This is a genomic window from Ferribacterium limneticum (assembly GCF_020510565.1).
Classification (GTDB): domain Bacteria; phylum Pseudomonadota; class Gammaproteobacteria; order Burkholderiales; family Rhodocyclaceae; genus Azonexus; species Azonexus limneticus_B.
The window spans coordinates 2,666,999-2,682,011 of the sequence record NZ_CP075189.1; the positions used below are offsets into that span (position 1 = coordinate 2,666,999).

The following is a 15,013-nucleotide window of genomic DNA, read 5'->3' on the forward strand; positions in this document are numbered from 1 at the left end:
AGCGGCTCAAACTACCTCCCGCGGTCAACACGGAAAATCGACCGTTTTCAGGGAGCATTTTTTATCCGCCGCCAGCGCTCGGCGATCACTGGATTTCATGGCCTTGGCCGAGGCGACGGCGGATTCCGACGTACGGACTGCCGCCACAAAGTAGTTCGATGATTTTCTGAACGCTTTCGACCACGAGCTTTCATCGAGCGCCACCGGCACCATAAGCAGGCTCCTGGCAACATCCTTCGGGCGAAAGCCAGAGGCCTCAAGCAGCTTGAAGGAGATGGCATCGGCCTCCATCGCCTGCACATCGCGATTGCTATTCGCAGCAAGCCTCGCCCCACCCATCGACATCAGGCTCTTGAACAGCCCGCTGACCGGCATGAAAATATTCAAGAGGACGGTAGTGGCAATGCTGACCGACGAGTTTTCTTCGTGGTGACGGGCGATCACATGGCCCATTTCACGCGCAATCACGAAGGCCAGCACGCCGTCGTAAGCCTGCCATCGGCCGAGCGCCGCATGCAGGGCGATGCGACCGTTGGCGCTGGATGAACTACCCGGCTCATCACCCTCGACGACATAAACATCAAAACATCCACCGGCCAATTTTGGGGTACACCACGCCAGATCGGGATACTGCTTCAAAGCCCCTTTTTCCAGGAGGCCGGCAATCCGTTCGACGTCCCGGACAATAAACCTTCCGCCACCCTGCCCAGCCTCGGTGGTGCAAGCAGAATTTACTGCGCAGGATATATCGGCTAGTGAGGCGCTGGTAATGCTGAACTCGATGTCAGACTGGACACCGGCCAGCGGAACATCAACGATTCGAGGCCGATCCATAACGGGTGTCATTGAGCAAGCAGCCAGGCAAAGTTGCATGACCACAGCCCCATAACCTGAAATTCTCGCCAGCCACATAATCCGCGGCATCGAACAAAACTCAGCCGCACCCGCCTTCTTCAATCAATTGACGTTAACGGTTCGACCCTGGAAGGCATTCCAAGTTGCGAGCGGTGGCCTAATTCCTACGGTCAACCCGAAAAATCAGCCGATTTCCAAATTTATCCTCGCCGCTACCCTCGAATGAGCGGCAGGTGGTCGCCGTCCACCGCACCGCCATCTCCCTGCCGTCGTTGCAGCGGACGACGCCTTTCCCGGCTTCGCCCGCACAACTGCCGGGGTTAGGCGAAATGTCCGGCGGCGACAGTTGTCCGTCGCACTGCAGACGACCGCCGCTGTCAGCCAGAATGAACCGCCCGCCACCGCTCGCATTACCGGGAAAGCCCTTGCCGCGCAGCTCGCCCGGCACATCGCTGAGGTTGCCGCGGGCCTGATAGCCGATGGCGCATGCGGCGAGCAGCAAGGACATGAAAATCAACAGGGGAATTCCGCGTTTGTTCACAAGGCAGCGTTGAGGTTTTCGAGGATAATTGACATTTTTACACCCATTCGACGCCCGACGTGAATTCGCATCTCGCCCAACTCCAGCCCTACCCCTTCGAAAAGCTGCGCGCCCTGTTCGCCGGCGTCACGCCCAACCCCCAGCTCAAGGAGATCAAGCTCTCCATCGGCGAGCCGCAGCACCCGACGCCGGCCTTCATCATCGACGCGCTGGCCAACGGTCTGAAGGGCCTGGCAAACTACCCGACGACGCAGGGCGTTCCGGCATTGCGTCAAGCCATCGCTGCCTGGTGCCAGCGTCGTTACGATCTGGCGCTCAATCCGGAAACCGAAATCCTGCCGGTCAATGGCTCGCGCGAAGCGTTGTTTTCTTTCGCGCAAACGGTGATTGATACCAGCCGAGGCCATGCGCCGCTCGTCGTCAGCCCGAACCCGTTCTACCAGATCTACGAAGGTGCCGCCTATCTGTCCGGCGCCGAGCCGCGTTTCCTCAACAACCTGCCGGACAACGATTTCGCCTTCGACTACGCCAGCCTGAGTGAAGAAGAATGGTCGCGCGTCCAGCTCTTCTACGTCTGCTCACCGGGCAACCCGACCGGCAAGGTCCTGTCGCTGGAAGACTGGAAAACGCTGTTCGCGCTATCCGACAAGTACGGTTTCGTCATCGCCTCCGACGAGTGCTATTCGGAAATCTACTTCGACGAAGCCAACCCGCCCATCGGCGGCCTGCAGGCGGCCAAGCTGCTCGGTCGCTCGAACGAACGGCTGGTCATGTTCTCCAGCCTGTCCAAGCGCTCCAACGTGCCGGGGATGCGCTCCGGCTTCGTCGCCGGCGACGCGGCCATCCTCAAGAAATACCTGCTGTTCCGCACCTACCAGGGCTGCGCCATGTCGCCGCCGGTGCAGACGGCCTCCATCGCCGCCTGGAACGACGAGGCGCATGTCCTCGACAACCGCAACCAGTATCGCGAGAAGTTCGCTGCCTGCACGCCGCTGATTGCCGAAGTGCTCGGCACCGGCATGCCGGACGCCAGCTTCTACCTGTGGGCGAAGACGCCCATCGCCGACACCGAGTTCGCCCGCGGCCTGCTCGAACACTATAATGTCGTGGTCCTGCCCGGCAGCTTCCTGGCGCGCGAAGTCCGCGGCGTCAATCCGGGGGCCAATTTCATTCGTATCGCGCTGGTCGCCTCACTCGACGAGTGTCTGGAAGCGACCCGGCGCATCCGTCAATTCGCACAACAACTGTAAACAGAGAGAACATCCATGAGCCATCCCCTGCAAGCCATCATCGAAGAACTCTGGGAACGCCGCACCGAGCTGTCCCCGCAATCCCCGGTCGACACCGTCGCCGCCATCAACCAGGTGGTCGGCATGCTCGACTCCGGCGCCCTGCGCGTCGCCGAAAAGATCGACGGCGACTGGGTCACCCACCAGTGGATCAAGAAGGCCGTGCTGCTTTCCTTCCGCGTGCGCGACAACCGCGTCCAGGAATCCGGCGACGTTCGCTTCTACGACAAGGTCGACACCAAGTTCGAAGGCTGGACCGAAGAGCAGTTCCGCCAGGGCGGCTTCCGCGTCGTCCCGGGCACCATTGTCCGCAAGGGTTCCTACGTCGCCAAGAACGCCGTGCTCATGCCGTCCTTCGTCAACATCGGCGCCTACGTCGATGAAGCGACGATGGTCGACACCTGGGTCACCGTCGGTTCCTGCGCGCAGATTGGCAAGAACGTGCACCTCTCCGGCGGCGTCGGCATCGGCGGCGTCCTTGAGCCGCTGCAGGCCAACCCGACCATCATCGAAGACAACTGCTTCATCGGCGCCCGTTCGGAAGTCGTCGAAGGCGTCATCATCGGCGAGAACTCGGTGCTGTCCATGGGCGTCTATATCGGCCAGAGCACCCCGATCTACGACCGCGAAACCGGCGAAGTCACCTACGGTCGCGTACCACCCGGATCGGTCGTGATCAGCGGCACCTTGCCGAAGGCCAACGGCGCGTATAGCCTGTATGCCGCGATCATCGTCAAGAAGGTCGACGCACAAACCCGCTCGAAGACCAGCATCAACGAGCTGCTGCGCCCGTAAGTCAAACCACCAAGAAGGTCTTGTCATGATTCTCGACAAACTGTTCCAGTTGATGGCTGAAAAGCAGGCCTCGGATATCTTCATATCCGCAGGCGCGCCGATCCACATCAAGATCCAGGGCAACACGCTCCCGGTCAACCAGCAGGTCATGCTGCCGGACATGATCGAGAAGATCGCCTACGAACTGATGTCGCCGGACCAGATCAAGACCTTCGAGGCGAGCTGGGAGATGAACCTCTCCTTCGGTGTGCCCAACGTCGGCAACTTCCGCGTCAATATCTTCCGCCAGCGCGGCTCGACGAGCATCGTCATCCGCTTCATCCTCGGCAACATCCCGCCGCTCGATGAACTCGGCCTGCCCATGATCCTCGGCGAGCTGATCATGGAAAAGCGCGGCCTGATCCTGATCGTCGGCGCCACCGGCTCAGGCAAGTCGACGACCATCGCCTCGATGCTCGACCACCGCAATGCCAACCGTTCAGGCCACATTCTGACGGTTGAAGACCCGATCGAATTCCTCTTCAAGCACAAGAAATCCATCGTCAACCAGCGCGAAATCGGCATGGACACGATGGACTGGCAATCGGCGCTCAAGAACGCCATGCGCCAGGCCCCGGACTGTATCCTGATCGGCGAAATCCGCGACAAGGAAACCATGCAGGCCGCCATCGCCTACGCCCAGACAGGTCACCTGTGCCTGGCCACGCTGCACGCCAACAACTCGTACCACGCACTGAACCGCATCATCAGCTTCTTCCCGCTCGAAAACCGGCCGGCGCTCTTCCTCGACCTGTCGGTCGCCCTGCGCGCCATTGCCTCCCAGCGCCTGGTCAAGAAACCGGACGGCAAGCGCATTCCGACCTGCGAAATCATGCTCAACACCCGCCACATCAGCGAACTGATCGAGCGCGGCGAAGTCCAGGGCATCAAGGACGCCATGGAGCAAACGCTGGCCCCGGGATCGCAGACTTTCGAGCAGGACCTGTTCAACTTGTACAGCGGCGGCACCATCACCATCGACGAAGCACTGGCCAACGCCGATTCGCCGACCAACCTGTCGTGGCTCATCAACAATTCCGAATTCGGCAGCACCAACGGCAAGGACGACCGCAAGACCGACGTCGCGCTCGAATTCGACAGCACCAGCGAAGCCGGCACCTCCTTCAAGGAATTCACGCTGAGCCTGGCCGACCACGACGAAGAAACCCACTGATGTCGGACCCCACGTTTGAACTGGCCCGGCAGATCATCTCCTGCCACTCGGTCACGCCGGAAGACGGCGGCTGCATGGAAATCATCACCGAACGCCTCAAACCGCTCGGTTTCAGCATCGAATTCATCAACCGCAACGGCGTCACCAACCTCTGGGCCCGGCGCGGCACAGTGGCACCGCTTTTCGTCTTCGCCGGCCACACTGATGTCGTGCCGACCGGCCCGCTCGACAAGTGGAGCTCGCCGCCCTTCGCCCCGGAAGTCCGTGACGGCATGCTCTACGGCCGTGGCACGGCCGACATGAAGTCATCGGTCGCCGCTTCGGTGACTGCCGTCGAAGCCTTCATCGCTGCCCACCCGAATCATCCCGGCTCCCTCGCCTTCCTGCTGACCTCGGACGAAGAAGGCGACGCGGTCGACGGCACCACCATCGTTGTCGAAGCGCTCAAGGCACGCGGTGAAACGCTCGATTTCTGCATCATTGGCGAACCGACCTCGGTCAACACCCTCGGCGACATGATCAAGAATGGCCGCCGCGGCTCCCTCTCCGGCGTGCTGACGGTCAAGGGCATTCAGTGCCACATCGCCTACCCGGAAAAAGGTCGCAACCCTATCCACGAAGCCGCCCCGGCCCTGGCCGAACTGGCCGCGACGCTCTGGGATGAAGGCAACGAATATTTCCCGCCGACCACCTGGCAGGTCTCCAACATCCACGGCGGCACCGGTGCGACCAACGTCATCCCCGGTCAACTGGAAATCAAATTCAATTTCCGCTTTTCCACGGCCAGCACGCCGGAAGGCCTGCAGCAGCGCCTGCGCGCCATCCTCGAAAAACACAATCTGGACTACGACATCCACTGGACGCTGGGCGCCCGCCCCTTCCTGACCGGCCGTGGTCCGCTGGCCGATGCGGCGACCGTAGCCATCCGCGAGGTTTGCGGCATTGACACCGAGCTATCGACCACCGGCGGCACCTCGGACGGACGCTTCATCGCCGAAATCTGCAAGCAGATGCTCGAAATCGGCCCGGTCAATGCGACCAGCCACAAGATCGACGAGTGCATCGCCGTCGATTCCCTGCCCAAGCTCTCGGCCATTTACCACCGCATCCTCGAACAACTCCTGACCGCATGACCACTGCCGCCAAAACCGAACTGTTCACCGTTCGCGACTACATCCGTTATGCCGTCAGCCGCTTCAACGCCGCCCAGCTCTTCTTCGGTCACGGCAGCGACAACGCCTGGGACGAAGCGGTTTATCTGACCCTGCACACGCTGAACCTGCCGCTCGACCGCCTCGAACCCTTCCTCGACGCCCGCCTGCTGCCGCATGAGCGCGAACTGCTGCTCGACATCTACGCGCGCCGCTGCCAGGACCGCCTGCCCGCCGCCTACCTGACCCACGAAGCCTGGCTCGGGGAGCACCGTTTTTATGTCGACGACCGCGTCATCGTGCCGCGCTCCTTTATCGCCGAACTGCTCGATGAACAGCTCACGCCGTGGATCGACGATCCATGGGCCATCGAGTCCGCCCTCGACCTGTGCACCGGTTCCGGCTGCCTGGCCATCCTGACCGCCCTCGCCTTCCCGAATGCCGAGGTTGCTGCGGTCGACCTGTCCGAAGATGCCCTCGCCGTCGCCGAGCGTAATGTCGCCGACTACCACCTGACCGACCGCGTCGAGCTGATCCAGTCCGACGCCTTCACCAAGCTGGCCGGCCGCAAGTTCGACCTGATCATCTCGAATCCGCCCTACGTCAATGCCGAATCGGTTGCCGCACTGCCGCCGGAATACCTGCATGAACCGGAACTGGCGCTCGGCTCCGGTCAAGACGGCCTCGATTTCACGCGCATCATCCTGCGCGAAGCCAAGAAGCACCTGACTGAAAACGGCATCCTGATCGTCGAAATCGGCCACAACCGCGACGACCTCGAAGCCGCCTACCCGACGCTGCCCTTCACCTGGCTCGACACTGCTGCCGGCGACGAATTCGTCTTCCTGCTTCACGCCGCCGATCTACCGGATTGAACCAGTTGTTTGAAATGCCCAGCCCGTTCGAAGTCGAAACGGGCACCGTGCTCATGCATGAGCCATCATGGGCGCGCGAAGGCGAACTCCGCGCCCAGTTGCTCGACGAAAGCTACCCCAAGCCCTTCGTCATCGACGACGGCAAATCGCGTTTCCTCTATTTCAACGTCCGCCTCATGCAGAGCGAAATGTCGCTCAAGGCGCCGCACGACCTGGCCATCCGCTACACGCAGAAAATGATGGCCTTCCTGCTCTTCCAGCCGCGCCCGAAACGCATCGTGCTGATCGGTCTCGGCGGCGGCTCGCTGATCAAATTCTGCTACCAGCGCATGCCCGGCACGCAACTGACGGCCGTCGAACTCGACCCCAATGTCATCGCCTTCCGCGACACCTTTCTCATGCCACCCGACGATGATCGCCTCCAGGTTCTCGAAGCTGACGGTGCCGAATTCCTTGAAAGAACTGAAAAAGGCATCGACGCCCTGCTCGTCGACGCCTTCGACAAGACCGGCTTTGCCCCCAGCCTGGCCAACCGCGAATTCTTCGACAACGCCTGGGCCAAGCTCTCCGGCAACGGCGTGCTAGTCATCAATCTGGCGGGCGAAAAGGAAACCTACGCCGGATTGATCGGCGAAGCCATGCACGTTTTTGACGATCAGGTCATCGTGATTTCGGTGCCGGACGACGGCAACCACGTCCTCTACGCGTTCAAGGAACGTCATTTCGAGCCGCGCTGGCGCTGGCTGCACAACTACGCCAAGGAGTTGCGCGCCAAGTTCGGCCTCGACTTCCCCGCCTTCGTGCAAAAGATGGAACGCTCGACCAAGCTCGGTCTGGCCCGCCGCGAGGCCATTCGGCGCCGATAGGCCACTTCCACGGTCAACCGGAAAATTCGGCCAAAATTGAAATGGTTTTGGCCCGCCTCCCGGCAAGAGGACTACCGAATTTCCGTCAAAATCGCCCGCAACAAACGCCAGCACCGCTCGACCGAAGCAATCTCGACCCGCTCGCCCGGCGCATGCGCGCCACGGATGGTCGGGCCGAAGGAGACGATATCCATCCCCGGATACTTGTCGCCGATGATGCCGCACTCCAGCCCGGCATGAATGACCTGAACCTTGGACTCAGCAGCAAAGTCGCGCCGATAAACCGACTGGCATAGCTTGAGCAACGCCGAATCCGGATTCGGCGCCCAGCCCGGATAAAAACCGGATTTCTCGGCGTGCGTTCCACTCAAAGCCCACAAACTGACAATTTCATCGGCCAGCGCCAGACTGCCGCTCCCGATCAGCGAACGCACCATAAAGTTGCACGATCCCCCATTCGGGTGCAAATCGACCATGCCCAGATTGTTCGACGTCTCGACCACGCCCGGCACCTGCCGGCTCATCCGGCGCACGCCATGCGGTGCCGCATGCAACGAACCGAGCCAGATTTCCTGCTCGGCCGCCGCCATGACCTGCGTCGCCTCGGCCACCGTAACAGTGAGGTTCAAGCCCTCGTCGATCCCGCGCAACTCGGCCCGCAAGGTCACCTCCATCCCGGCCAGCCAGCTCACCAATGCTCCGCCCCGACCGCCAGGCACAGCCACCGTGGCTACCGCCTCACGCGGCAAGGCATTGCGCGCCGAACCGCCGACCAGACCAACCAAGCGCAGCGGCGTCACGCCCTCCAGCTCGCGCAGAACACGAACCAGCAGCTTGATCGCATTGCCTCGCTCCTCGTGGATATCGACGCCGGAATGCCCGCCACGCAGGCCACGCAACGCAATCTGCACCACCTCAAAGCCAGCTGGCAGCGGCTCGGCCACACCAGCGCGCTCGACATTCACATCCAGCCCACCGGCGCAGCCGAGATAAAACTCGCCCCAAGCCTCGGTATCAAGATTGAGCATCAGCCGCCCCTGCAAAACGGCCGGCTCAAGGCCACGCGCCCCACCCATGCCGGCCTCTTCATCGACCGTCAGCAAGGCTTCGAGCGGCCCATGAACAAGACTTTCATCCTCAAGCGCCGCCAGAATCAGCGCCACGCCAATCCCGTTATCGGCCCCCAGCGTCGTCTTTTCAGCCACCAGCCAACCATCGCGCAACGCCGGAACAATCGGATCACGGAAAAAATCGTGACTGCTATCGGCGTTCTTCTGACACACCATGTCGAGATGCGCCTGCAGCACGACACCCTGCCGCCCCTCGCCACCGGCACTCGCCGGCTTGCGGATAATCAGGTTGCCCGCCGCATCGACCACCGCCGCCAAACCACGCACCAGCGCCCACTGCCGCAATGAATCGCGCAGCGTCGCCTCCTCCTTTGAAGGGCGTGGGATCGCGCACAAATTCGCAAAATGAGACCAGACAAGCGCTGGCTGCAGGGCGGCAATATCCAAGTTCATCACGTTGAGCAGACTCCAAAGTGAAAACCCCCGCAGACCTTGCGGTGTGCGGGGGTTAAATTCTGGGGCGACTGATGGGGATCAAACATCGCTCCAGAACATAGAAATAGAAACGAACACTGAAAGTTTATTTTTAATATACCAACAAAAGTACCAACACATTTAAGCGGTGTGCCGAGTTCGACTATTTTACCAGTCAGATTGGACAAGAGCTGTCACACTCATCTCGCTACGGATCAATTGGGAGATGAACTTCCGCTGTACCCATTTTCAAGAAAACTCAATGCTGTAGCAAACTCCTTGTCGACGTAGGCCTTCTTGCGAATGACCACACCTCCTGCATCACGCGGCTGTCATGAGGATCCTACTCGATAATTTCCAATGGCTGGAAAGCCGTATTAATTCTAACTTCTCGTTTTCTCATTTCAAAGTCTACCGTCACATCTACCCTCATATAGCAAGCTCTTTCCTAGTTTAGTGAAAAACTGCCACAGATGATGACAATGCTGGACGATAGCAACGGCGCCTTATCGGCACGACAGGCGACCTTGGGACCGTGGCAAGGATCGGGCGGCAAATGTTCAGGCCATCTGCCGTTCAGCCACTGATGACTGTCAATGACCGCTTCGCTGGCCGGCGAACTCACACCCCCGACCCGTTCCCGTCATCCCTTGTCACCGCAGACCAACGGCAGGTTTCTGACTCGAGCAGTCGCCCAGAATGTCAGCTCACCGGTAACAGGTCGGCCAAAGCGGTCGGTGGTGTCCTCGATGAAAAGTGGCCGGGGTCTGAGTACAGACCTGCCACAGGCAATTTGAGACCAGGAGTGACAACTTATGCATCAGGGTTCCGTCGACTTCTTGCCCAATCCTGTTGTTCCTTGCCTCTCTTTCGTAAAAGCAGCATGATCTCGCTCTACGCCTAGAAGAAGAGCTTTGAGCCGACTTGGCATCTATCTTGGGAGTTTTTGTTGATGGATAATTCGTGGAATCTCCGCCGATTAAAAATGACTTTTTAATGACTATAGAATTTATCGACTCTGCTGATCATTCGGTTGGTGATAACTCTTTCCCATCTGAGCATCATCATCGGGGTAACTACCAAGAGCCAAAGAAATCACACCGTACAGCGGTATCTGTTGAGTTCGAGTTGTCGAAATTTCCCAAGACGAGGTTTTATGGCAGCAAGAGGAAGCAACTTGCTTGGCTTTTCTCTCACCTGCAAGAACTACGTGGGACTACGGTCTTAGACGCGTTTGGGGGAACCGGAACCGTATCGCTACTTTTTAGTCACTTGGGAAAAAAGGTAACGTATAACGACGTATTTCGATTCCAAGAGATCTCGGCCCAAGCGCTACTTGGTGACTTGGGAGAAGTCAGCCTTCATCCTGATCGCATGAAGATATTCTTGGCTACCGTTAAGCCAAGAGATGGTTTTGTCACTCAAGTTTTTGATGGTCTCTATTTCAAGCCGGAAGAAAATAGATGGCTGGATGGAGTAATGGAAAAAATTTCGGAAAAGGAAAGCAAAGTAGAGAGGGCTGTTCTACTCTATTGCTTGTTCCAGGCATGTTTAAGTAAACGCCCATACAACCTTTTTCATCGAGCCAATCTAAATATCCGATACTCCGAGCAACCCGTGAGTTTTGGCAACCGTGCCACATGGGAAAAAAGTTTTGGGGAACACATGTTATCGGCCTATGGTGAGCTAATTCGCGGTCGAACATTAATCAGGAATCCAATTACAGTTTTGCCTTGTGGATCTGTTGATAATTTGGGAAGCGATTTCGACATTGTGTACATGGACCCTCCGTACTTTAACTCCCATCGCCACACAGAGTCCTATTTAACGAGATATCACTTTCTTGAGGGCTTGGCTCGATTTGAGGAGTGGCCAAATCTTATTGATCAAGAGAGCAAGATAAAAGGATTTTCCGACCGTATCGAGCCAGAAGAGTGGCATTCAAAATTAGAGTTTGAATCATCTTTATATTCAGCTATCAGTAATTTCAGCGAATCTACCGTAGTTCTCTCCTATGTGGCAGATGCCCATCCGGATGAAAAACAAATAACGGAACATTTCAGAAGCACTTTTCGGCAAACAGAGGTGTTTCGACAAAATTATCAACGCAGTCTATCAACGCGTGCTAGGACGGAACTATTGTTTATCGGGAAGCAGTGATGTCTATATTTGAAAAACGGCTAGTAATTCCTTTGCACTGGGCAATTTTGCTCTTGCTGGTCATTCTTACGGGTGTGTTTTGGGCTCTATTTAAATCATTTGCCCCGGCAGAAAAAGGATGGACAACACCAGAAGGGCTGTTTTACGTCTTAGCCTCCGGAATGGTGCCAGGCCTTGTTGTGGCGCTAATTCAGTACACACTCCAATGGTCAGAGTTTCGTGAAATTTCTCGCCTTCGTGGCTTAAAGGTCAAATCAATTTTAATGACTAGGGATGATGCACGATACTACGGTTCATTGATCGAAAAAGCCAAAAAACAAATTGATCTGATGGGCGGAACCGCATCTCGTTTTTTAGAAGATTTTGCTGCCTCTAGTAGTCCAATAGAGGCGAATCGTGTTCTACTTTCTGCACTAGACCGCAAAGTACATGTACGAATTATTGTGGCTAACGAAACTCACCTTGGACAGGTTGGGCAACAAGAAAAATTTGCGAGCGCAGCGAGACAACTTTCCGAATTGAAAGCAAAATATCCCGATTGTTTTGAATACAAATACTTTGACCACTCGCCAACTCACAACATCTTCCGTATCGACAATGACTGTTTAGTTGGCCCACAGTTTCCGAATATTCGCAGCAAAGATACGCCTGCGGTACATACAGTTTGCGACGGAACATTTGCAAAGCCGTACATCGACTACTTCAATCACGAATGGGGCCTTGCTGTTGAGTAAGCCTAATTCAACCATTTCAATTTGTGCCTATCCTCGCCTTCATATCTGTCTATTAGACCTGTCTGGTAAGGGCTATAGGCGTAATGGAGGAGTCGGGTTTTCAGTAGATGCACCATCGCTAAAGCTTAAGTTCTCAACAAGCCAACACACTGATATTTCGGTTCTCAGGAGTTTTGGGTTCACAGAACCAGAGATCGTCAAGTTGAGTTCACGGCTACAGAAAATTACTACTGATCTTGAGTTGTGCACTGGTATCAGCCTTATTGACTGTGGAGAAATAGCTAGGCACACAGGATTTGGCTCTGGAACAGCAATAACCCTTTCATGTGTTGAGGCATTGCTGATTGCAAATAATCACCCAATAGACAAAGCGACATTGCAACAGCTGTCAGGACGCGGAGGTGTCTCTGGCATTGGAATCAATACCTATTTCGACGGCGGGTTGGTATTTGATGCAGGCAGGGTTGAGGATGGCCAGCCATTCATGCCGTCAGGAGCGATTGATACCAACTTTCGGTTGCCAATCTCTCTCGTATCAATGCCTATGCCCTCCTGGAAGGTTGGAATATTGACGTCAGCAGATGTGCAGCCTCTATCTTCACAGGCTGAGTGTCAAGTATTCGAATCGGTTTGTCCGCTTTCGCCGCAAGATGTGCACGAAGCGGTTTACCACGCTACATTTGGTGTGGTTTCCTCAGCCTTGTCGCACGACTTTTCCACATTCTGCGTAGCAATCAATACCCTCCAGCAATGCATTTGGAAGCGCTCAGAGATTGCGGCATTCGGAGATGTGATCACGAAAACAATGAGCAAGCTACGTGATCTCGGCTGCGATGCAGTCGGATTAACAAGCCTTGGCCCAAGCTTATATTTCTTGGCAAAGGACTTCGACCAGGTTTGCTCACGCATTCGAATAGCCTTCCCTGATGCGCGTTTGATTCAAACGCAACCTCGAAATCATGGGCGGGAGATCACCGTTGTCTGAACTCGTATTTTTCACCTCGAACCGAGCAAAGCTTGCTCACTTCAAGTATATCGGCACCCGACTGGGCGTCACTATTTCAGGATTCAGGGAAAAAACATTCTATGGGAGCTACCACGAGCCACGACTTGATGATCGCGAAGCTCTATTAAGAGAAAGCTACGAAAGCGCCCTAAATCAATGGAAAAAAAAATTTGGGGCTGATGATTTCGGCCACTTTTTCTTAGAAGATACATCGGTAAGAGTTGATGCGCTGAGCACAGATGATGTTGACGTGCCAGGTGTTCACGTGAAATTTTGGATGCGTGACATGAATTTTGAGACGCTTAATGCTCTCATTCTCAAGGCTGGAGGCAATCGATCAGCCACAGTTCGATCCGATATCGTTCTGCATATTCCCGAGCGCGTTCGTCATGCGATGGGAATTGGTGATTCGTTTGTTTGGTTTCACGGAGAGACCAAGGGACGGGTTGTCACAAGTGAAACTCCAATCAAGCCAAACCTACTATATCCATGGCTAGACAATCGAACGTTTAATCGATGGTTTGTGCCGGAAGGATTTGGTGTTCCAATCAGTTGCCTAGCCATTTCTGACGCTAATTCAGTTGATTTTCGCTACCGAGCATTCAAGCAGGCTATCGATTTTCTCTCCAATGCAGGCATCGTTAATCAAGCGAAAAAGCATGCCTCATTACAGCTACCTCTTTCTCTAATTCCCAAGGCCCCATCTGTTTTTCTCCTTTGTGGTTATAGCTGTGCAGGGAAGACACGGTTAGCGCAGTGGTTAAGAGATACGCAAGGCTACATCCACCTCGAAGCCAGCGATTTTATGTACCAAGCGTTCTGGCGTAGGCACGGTATCTGGACAGGTATAAAAATTGGTGACTTTGCAGCATCAGCCCTTAGCCAAGATCCAACCATAGTTCCAAAAGCGATTGCCAAAGAGGTAGAGGAAAAACACTATTCGAATGTGGTTGTTTCAGGCTTCAGATCACCTGAGGAAGTGCTGGAGTTACAAAAGTTATTAACCCCAGAGAGAGATGTGCAGGTCATCTTTCTTGATGCTAGCCAATCAATTCGGCTAGAACGTGCCATTGCCAGAGGCAGGGATGATGTAACTGCGGGCTCTTTTGTGCATCGGGATGAACAGGAAAATGACATGGGGCTAGGAGAAATTCCTCATCTACCTAGCTGTTTGAGCATTACAAACGACGAGTCACTTGATATTTTATTTGGTCGATTTTCAACTCATTGTGGGCATTTGCTAGAACTTCAGCCTAATGAGGCTAACCCAACAAGGGAACGCGAACTGGAAGACTTGATCTTGCTAAGTTTGCTCAGTGAAAACAAGGTATCTGGGTACACAACAAGGGAAATCGCTGAATTAGTAAATCTAAGATTTGGTCAGTCAAAATCAAAAAATAATGTGAGTCGGTATTTCCAACAGGATTTTCATGCCTATTACGAAGCTCACGCGGAAAATAACAAAATTCGTTACAAGCTCTCGAATACAGGTGTCAGCCGAGCACTCTATCTAACACGAGCAAAAAGCGTAGTATTCAGCCGAAAATCCCCAAGGAAGGCGTTGAAAGCAGCACCCGGCTTGTTCTAATTGATTTGTTTTGAATGCTATACCTTGATAGGCAGTTACCATTGGGCACCATCTGCCGTTGCCTGGTCAGCCAGGCATGCAATTCATCAGCAATCGGTCGGGCTTTTACCTCCCGGATTCGTCGTCGCTCATCGACATCGAATTCAATGACTTCTCGCTCAACGCCGTAGAGTTTCCCGAAATAATCCAGGGCCTCGCCAGCGACCACGCCTGATTTAGATTCGAATGTCGGGGAGGCTTGAGATGATAGGGGGAATCGGTGCCGGCACAAATGCCGGTTCTACACCGCACTTCGGTGAATCTACCGTGCCTGCAGGCTGCGGCTCGGCGGCTCAACGCCTCTTTCCCGCATCCAGCGACCGACCTGATTCGCATTGAGTTCATTGGCCAGCGCAA

14 protein-coding genes are annotated in these 15,013 nt (G+C 55.7%); 10 read left to right on the forward strand and 4 right to left on the reverse strand.

What is annotated here, in order from left to right; genetic code table 11:
- Positions 1-24 precede the first annotated feature (24 nt).
- Together KI610_RS12870 and KI610_RS12875 are read right to left on the reverse strand one after the other, a co-directional pair.
- Complete coding sequence (locus KI610_RS12870; RefSeq protein ID WP_226495365.1) at positions 25-873, reverse strand: M48 family metalloprotease; 849 nt, start codon at positions 871-873, stop codon at positions 25-27.
- A gap of 139 nt (positions 874-1,012) precedes the next feature.
- Entirely contained in the window at positions 1,013-1,372 is a 360-nt protein-coding gene (locus KI610_RS12875) for a hypothetical protein (RefSeq protein ID WP_226495366.1), read from the reverse strand.
- Positions 1,373-1,455: 83 nt separating this feature from the next.
- Between KI610_RS12875 and dapC the strand changes: the two genes are divergently transcribed.
- Genes dapC through KI610_RS12905 form a run of 6 tightly spaced genes read left to right on the forward strand, consistent with a single transcriptional unit; the run spans position 1,456 to position 7,585 of the window.
- The gene (gene dapC / locus KI610_RS12880; RefSeq protein WP_226495367.1) at positions 1,456-2,646 is read left to right on the forward strand and encodes a succinyldiaminopimelate transaminase; all 1,191 of its coding nucleotides are present in this window, start codon (positions 1,456-1,458) and stop codon (positions 2,644-2,646) included.
- Positions 2,647-2,661: 15 nt separating this feature from the next.
- A complete protein-coding gene (gene dapD / locus KI610_RS12885) occupies positions 2,662-3,480 on the forward strand; it encodes a 2,3,4,5-tetrahydropyridine-2,6-dicarboxylate N-succinyltransferase (RefSeq protein ID WP_226495368.1) in 819 nt (272 codons plus the stop codon).
- Between the two features lie 25 nt (positions 3,481-3,505).
- A complete protein-coding gene (locus tag KI610_RS12890) occupies positions 3,506-4,693 on the forward strand; it encodes a PilT/PilU family type 4a pilus ATPase (RefSeq protein WP_226495369.1) in 1,188 nt (395 codons plus the stop codon).
- Positions 4,693-5,826 (forward strand): succinyl-diaminopimelate desuccinylase, encoded by a 1,134-nt coding sequence (gene dapE, locus KI610_RS12895; RefSeq protein WP_226495370.1) that lies wholly within the window; start codon positions 4,693-4,695, stop codon positions 5,824-5,826. Before KI610_RS12890 ends, dapE begins: the two co-directional genes overlap by 1 nt.
- Positions 5,823-6,719: a 50S ribosomal protein L3 N(5)-glutamine methyltransferase gene (gene prmB / locus KI610_RS12900; protein ID WP_226495371.1), complete on the forward strand. Its 897-nt coding sequence runs from the start codon at positions 5,823-5,825 to the stop codon at positions 6,717-6,719. The genes dapE and prmB overlap by 4 nt, the downstream gene beginning before the upstream one ends.
- A gap of 14 nt (positions 6,720-6,733) precedes the next feature.
- Positions 6,734-7,585, forward strand: a complete 852-nt coding sequence (locus KI610_RS12905) for a spermine/spermidine synthase domain-containing protein (protein WP_226495372.1) — start codon at positions 6,734-6,736, stop codon at positions 7,583-7,585.
- A gap of 71 nt (positions 7,586-7,656) precedes the next feature.
- Here the strand turns inward: KI610_RS12905 and KI610_RS12910 are convergent, their stop codons facing one another.
- Positions 7,657-9,108 (reverse strand): aminoacyl-histidine dipeptidase, encoded by a 1,452-nt coding sequence (locus KI610_RS12910; protein WP_226498548.1) that lies wholly within the window; start codon positions 9,106-9,108, stop codon positions 7,657-7,659.
- Positions 9,109-10,092: 984 nt separating this feature from the next.
- On the opposite strand from KI610_RS12910, the gene KI610_RS12915 reads away from it, so the two are divergent.
- Genes KI610_RS12915 through KI610_RS12930 form a run of 4 tightly spaced genes read left to right on the forward strand, consistent with a single transcriptional unit; the run spans position 10,093 to position 14,617 of the window.
- Complete coding sequence (locus KI610_RS12915) at positions 10,093-11,289, forward strand: DNA adenine methylase (protein ID WP_226495373.1); 1,197 nt, start codon at positions 10,093-10,095, stop codon at positions 11,287-11,289.
- The gene (locus KI610_RS12920) at positions 11,289-12,023 is read left to right on the forward strand and encodes a hypothetical protein (RefSeq protein ID WP_226495374.1); all 735 of its coding nucleotides are present in this window, start codon (positions 11,289-11,291) and stop codon (positions 12,021-12,023) included. Before KI610_RS12915 ends, KI610_RS12920 begins: the two co-directional genes overlap by 1 nt.
- Positions 12,010-13,008: a beta-ribofuranosylaminobenzene 5'-phosphate synthase family protein gene (locus tag KI610_RS12925; protein ID WP_226495375.1), complete on the forward strand. Its 999-nt coding sequence runs from the start codon at positions 12,010-12,012 to the stop codon at positions 13,006-13,008. Before KI610_RS12920 ends, KI610_RS12925 begins: the two co-directional genes overlap by 14 nt.
- Positions 13,001-14,617, forward strand: a complete 1,617-nt coding sequence (locus tag KI610_RS12930) for a non-canonical purine NTP pyrophosphatase (RefSeq protein ID WP_226495376.1) — start codon at positions 13,001-13,003, stop codon at positions 14,615-14,617. Before KI610_RS12925 ends, KI610_RS12930 begins: the two co-directional genes overlap by 8 nt.
- Here KI610_RS12930 and KI610_RS20145 read toward each other — a convergent pair.
- Positions 14,565-14,825, reverse strand: a complete 261-nt coding sequence (locus tag KI610_RS20145) for an IS66 family transposase (protein ID WP_226495377.1) — start codon at positions 14,823-14,825, stop codon at positions 14,565-14,567. The genes KI610_RS12930 and KI610_RS20145 overlap by 53 nt on opposite strands.
- Between the last annotated feature and the right edge of the window lie 188 nt (positions 14,826-15,013).

Excerpts from the sequence above, each read along its gene's own strand:
- KI610_RS12910 (WP_226498548.1), bottom strand. The coding sequence starts at position 9,108 with ATGAACTTGGATATTGCCGCCCTGCAGCCAGCGCTTGTCTGGTCTCAT.
- KI610_RS12870 (WP_226495365.1), bottom strand. The coding sequence starts at position 873 with ATGCAACTTTGCCTGGCTGCTTGCTCAATGACACCCGTTATGGATCGG.
- dapD (WP_226495368.1), top strand. The coding sequence starts at position 2,662 with ATGAGCCATCCCCTGCAAGCCATCATCGAAGAACTCTGGGAACGCCGC.
- KI610_RS12890 (WP_226495369.1), top strand. The coding sequence starts at position 3,506 with ATGATTCTCGACAAACTGTTCCAGTTGATGGCTGAAAAGCAGGCCTCG.
- dapE (WP_226495370.1), top strand. The coding sequence starts at position 4,693 with ATGTCGGACCCCACGTTTGAACTGGCCCGGCAGATCATCTCCTGCCAC.
- KI610_RS12920 (WP_226495374.1), top strand. The coding sequence starts at position 11,289 with ATGTCTATATTTGAAAAACGGCTAGTAATTCCTTTGCACTGGGCAATT.
- KI610_RS12905 (WP_226495372.1), top strand. The coding sequence starts at position 6,734 with ATGCCCAGCCCGTTCGAAGTCGAAACGGGCACCGTGCTCATGCATGAG.
- prmB (WP_226495371.1), top strand. The coding sequence starts at position 5,823 with ATGACCACTGCCGCCAAAACCGAACTGTTCACCGTTCGCGACTACATC.